Raw genomic sequence first — 4,165 nt, forward strand, 5'->3', positions numbered from 1 at the left:
TGATTGCGAGGTATGTCAAAGAGCAAGGCAAGGAGTATTTGAACTACATCGAGATGAGCAATTAGCCCTCTTTTGATGCTGATACCCCGCTGCTTGCGGCGGGGTAGTTCATTAATGGAGGAGATGTCACTTCGGGGAATATGTCATACCTTAAGGATGGAGGAGCTTGTTACTCCAGGGATGCTAGTGATCTGCTTGTACTTGTATATTTCCCAATAACTCAACTTGCTTACATGCAGGAGACTGATTAATTGTATGGGCTAATATGCACCCTCTCCTGCCATGCCTTGATGGAAAGTAATTCGCAGGTATCTCGTCTACTGAGCATGAGCCTCCAGGGATGAGGCGATGTGGAGCTATAAAGGTATTAAACCTTTAGGTGTTTAGGCCTTTAAGCTATGAGACGCTAGTTGCTTGGAGTAACGATCGCAGAATGCTTTCCTTCCCACTTCTAAAGCTATGATTATTCCTCGCAGTCCACTGCGACCGCATTAGGATCTATAAGGGTTCCAACGTCAGAGCCCCACCAAAAATCAACTGCAAAGCACTTGTAAGTAGCTGGCCGATTTTTCAAATCAGAAGATTTAATGCGATAAACTTCCTGCTGGCATTCTGAGCAGTACCTTATATTTGAGTCGCTAGTTTCCCTCAAGCCATCCCACTTTTTTGAGCATTGAAAAAGAAAGTCACACTTCCCAATTGATTCATCCCCTTTTTCTTTTGTGAGGTAAAACAAGTAAACTTGTGGCCCCAACACAACGACATCCCCATTTTCTAGATTATGGGCTTCCAGCTTATGGCCCTCAATTGAGATACCAGTGATACTCGGCTTACCTTCTAGATTGCCGTCAATAATTCGATAGCAAGAGCTACCATCCTCACGCGATTGTTGAACTAAGGTGGCATGATGCGGGCTCACAAACATTGAGAAGAGACGAATATCACGCTTCGCGCTTCTCCCAATTGAGTAAGTGGGAGCATCCAGAAGAAGTTCTCGAATCCCTCTATTATCCTCAATAGCCAGGTAGTGGAGCTGATTCATTAATTTTTCTCTGCAACTAAATGCCTATCTAGCTGGGCTCTAGCTAAAAGTTCGGTTCTACTCCCGCTTGCCTACACCTAGCACGTATCAATTCAAGGTATCTGCTATTGGTACCTTTGGGCTGTCGGGAAGGCAGTGAAGCGTGACGGTCCCGCGGATCAATATAGGTTTGGTCCAGCTTATGCTTCCCATTACGTTCAACTAGCGTCAGTGTTCGGGCGGCGATAGGGTCGCTATTTTCGCAGCTATGAATAATATTAGTGATTACTAGCTTCAGCCCTTTGTTGCGCTTTTCAGGGTTCTTGAGCTTCAGATCATACTGAACGCCTTTGCCAATCAGCTTCTGTGTCCAGTAGTAACGCCAGTTGTCCCTCAAAGTGAATGTAGTTGCCTTGATGGACGCTGTGTCAATCAGCCAATTCCCATTCATTTCATCCGTTACCCAATTTTGGGTTCGAGGTTGTTTATCAGCATCGATTGTTGGCATTGAAGTGGTGCGATTGCAACCCATTAGTAATAGGAGCACTCCCACCGACACTCCCGCGATCGCTTTCCACTTCATGGTAACTCTCAACTAACTAGGATTAGCCTACCAACTAAGCAAAAGCAATCTTCTTCCACCTTGCTAATCTGACTAGTTAGTTGGGGATTCTCCTCACTTTCTCACTGATTGAATGATGCGATAACTGCATCCCACATCTCATTAATTCGATGCTTTTGCTGCATCTTGGCTAGCTCTTGCCTCACCATTACTGCCACTACCTCTCTCAGTTGGCTTTCAGGAATGAAGCGCTCCTGCATCTATAGCCCCTTGGGTGCGATCGCCTTACCAGTAAAGTACCGTTGTTGATGCTCTGGTTGGGGCGGTTTTTGGGTAGTGAAGGAGGTGCTGGGATTATGGTAGAGCGGGCGATCGGATTTTTGATTTAGCTTGAATTGGGCTTTCGGGCTTAAACGCTGTGCAAGCGGAGTTTGGGTAAGTTAAATACATCAATAAGCAAAGTGAGCTCTTGATGTATTCTGTCCAGCATCGTCTTGCTGCTACGGTTTGCTTACTGAGTATTCTCCTACATGCCTGTGCCAACCCTGTGTCTAAAGAGGCTAGAACTGCAAGTTTGTCCTTCAAGGCTACTAACACGATTCTTTCAGCGCTTCCTATGACTAACAAAAATGCTGAGATTGCTTTTGTTTCTAATCGGGATGGTATAGAGGCGCTCTATGTGATGAATGCCGATGGGTCTGGACAAACTAAGAGAATGTTTGTAAATAGATATGAAGTAGAAAGAATTCAGGTAGTGAAATGAGCAATATCTAAGGAGTCGAAGCTCTGGGGACGGAACTATGAGTCCACGCAACTATGACAGTGGCCTCAGCAATGAGGAATGGCAACGCATCGCCCCCTTATTACCGTCACAAAAACCCGTGGGCAAACTTCGAGAAGTCAGCTTACGAGAAGTGCTGAATGCCATCTTCTATCGAGCTGACAATGGCACCAAATGGCGCAACTTGCCGAGTGATTTCCCTGCGTGGCAAACCGTCTATGGCTATTATCGTCTGTGGGTGAGGCTAGGTCTGTGGGAGCAAATCAATCAGGCACTCGTGCAGCAAGTGCGAGTTCACGAAGGACGTCAGGCTCAACCGAGTTTAGCCATCATTGACAGCCAGTCGGTCAAACTAGGACAAAAAGGGGGGAAGAGCAGGGCGTAGATGGCAACAAACAGGTGAAAGGGCGCAAACGCCACGTTGTCGTCGATGTGCTAGGGCTCGTCTTAGGCTGTTATGTCACTGCTGCCAACACAGCTGATGTCAAAGCGGCCCCTGCGGTACTGCTGTGGGTGTTAGACCTCTATGAAAGGATTGCCAAAGTTCTGGCAGACAAAGGGTATCGAGGGAGATTAGCAACTCTGATTCAGCGAGCCTTTAGGGAGCGGCAAGTGGAGCTAGAAATTAGCCAACGTCTTGAAGAGAGCAAAGGCTTTCAGGTGGAGCCCAAGCGATGGATTATCGAACGCACTTGGACTTGGTTAGAGAACGCTCGTATCCTGACTCGTGACTATGAGCGCTTGCCGGAAAATCACGAAGGCATGATCTATGTCGTCATGATTCGATTGATGCTGCGGCGATTAACTAAGAACCGACGGAGATGGAAATCAAGCAGTGCTTAATAACCTTTTACAAACACTTTCTAAGATCAGCCGCAATCCTGAGACTAGCTATTACAAGCCTGCTTGGTCGCCGAATGGTCAGCAGATCGCTTGTTCTGCGGGCCAGGCGGGTAAAAGCTCAATCTATGTGATGAATGCCGATGGATCTGGAGAAGTCGAATTAGCAAGCGAGTATAGCAGTTCTTCTCCCACTTGGTCACCTGACGGTAAAAAGATTGCCTTCCACGTAACTGTTAGCGGTGGCTTTTTCCCGCTGGGTGCCATTTATGTGATGAATGCTGACGGATCTAATCCAATCAAACTAATCGAGGATGCAGGCAGCCTTTCGCCAGCCTGGTCTCCTGATGGCAAACGCATTGCTTTTACCTCTAGCCGTCATGTGACGAGCCTTAGCATGGTCAATACTGAGATTTATGTCGTGGATGCGGATGGTTCGAACCCAACTCGATTGACAGATAACTTAGTCCCAGATGAGTCTCCGAGTTGGTCCCCGGATGGCAAGCAAATTGCTTTTGCTTCACTTCGCCAGGAGCGTTTTAACATCTATGTGATGAATGCGGATGGGTCTGGTCAAACTCAGCTAACGCAGAATCCATTTGGTAATTGGAGTTTATCTCCAAGTTGGTCCCCGGATGGCAAGCGGCTGATTTATGCTCTCCAACCGATCGCGTACAAGCCGAAGACCGAGATTTACACGATCCATGTGGATGGCTCCGAGAACACGAGGCTCACCGACTTTGAAGCCGAAGAAACAGTCAATGAATTTCCTGTTTGGCGACCCATCAATTAGGGACCACTTCCAATTAGCCACTGTTCGTGGCGACGGATGATGTCTGGCGTTACTTATCCTTCTTTTGTTACTACGGTGAGAGGAAACTGATCAGTTGCACTCAAGCCACTTTGAGTTCTGCCACTTCCAGCTCTGAGCTTGGCAACAGGCGAAAGGTATCCATCCAAT

At 47.2% G+C, this 4,165-nt stretch carries 6 protein-coding genes; 4 read left to right on the forward strand and 2 right to left on the reverse strand.

What is annotated here, in order from left to right; genetic code table 11:
* Nucleotides 1-463 precede the first annotated feature (463 nt).
* Together H6F68_RS05195 and H6F68_RS28695 are read right to left on the reverse strand one after the other, a co-directional pair.
* Nucleotides 464-1,042 carry an FHA domain-containing protein gene (locus tag H6F68_RS05195; RefSeq protein ID WP_190557039.1) on the reverse strand — a complete coding sequence of 193 codons (579 nt, stop codon included), beginning with the start codon at nt 1,040-1,042 and terminating at the stop codon, nt 464-466.
* 43 nt (nt 1,043-1,085) lie between these two features.
* A complete protein-coding gene (locus H6F68_RS28695; RefSeq protein ID WP_206755501.1) occupies nt 1,086-1,604 on the reverse strand; it encodes a hypothetical protein in 519 nt (172 codons plus the stop codon).
* A gap of 526 nt (nt 1,605-2,130) precedes the next feature.
* Here H6F68_RS28695 and H6F68_RS05205 point away from each other — a divergent pair.
* Genes H6F68_RS05205 through H6F68_RS05220 form a run of 4 tightly spaced genes read left to right on the forward strand, consistent with a single transcriptional unit; the run spans nt 2,131 to nt 3,997 of the window.
* On the forward strand, nt 2,131-2,346 hold the full coding sequence (locus H6F68_RS05205; RefSeq protein ID WP_190557044.1) for a hypothetical protein: 216 nt from the start codon (nt 2,131-2,133) through the stop codon (nt 2,344-2,346).
* A gap of 37 nt (nt 2,347-2,383) precedes the next feature.
* The gene (locus H6F68_RS05210) at nt 2,384-2,749 is read left to right on the forward strand and encodes an IS5 family transposase (RefSeq protein WP_190557046.1); all 366 of its coding nucleotides are present in this window, start codon (nt 2,384-2,386) and stop codon (nt 2,747-2,749) included.
* A 14-nt stretch (nt 2,750-2,763) separates the two neighbouring features.
* The gene (locus tag H6F68_RS05215) at nt 2,764-3,207 is read left to right on the forward strand and encodes a transposase (RefSeq protein WP_190557048.1); all 444 of its coding nucleotides are present in this window, start codon (nt 2,764-2,766) and stop codon (nt 3,205-3,207) included.
* Complete coding sequence (locus tag H6F68_RS05220; RefSeq protein ID WP_190557050.1) at nt 3,200-3,997, forward strand: PD40 domain-containing protein; 798 nt, start codon at nt 3,200-3,202, stop codon at nt 3,995-3,997. Before H6F68_RS05215 ends, H6F68_RS05220 begins: the two co-directional genes overlap by 8 nt.
* Nucleotides 3,998-4,165: the final 168 nt, after the last annotated feature.

This window comes from Trichocoleus sp. FACHB-262 (genome assembly GCF_014696035.1).
Taxonomy (GTDB): Bacteria; Cyanobacteriota; Cyanobacteriia; order FACHB-46; family FACHB-46; genus Trichocoleus.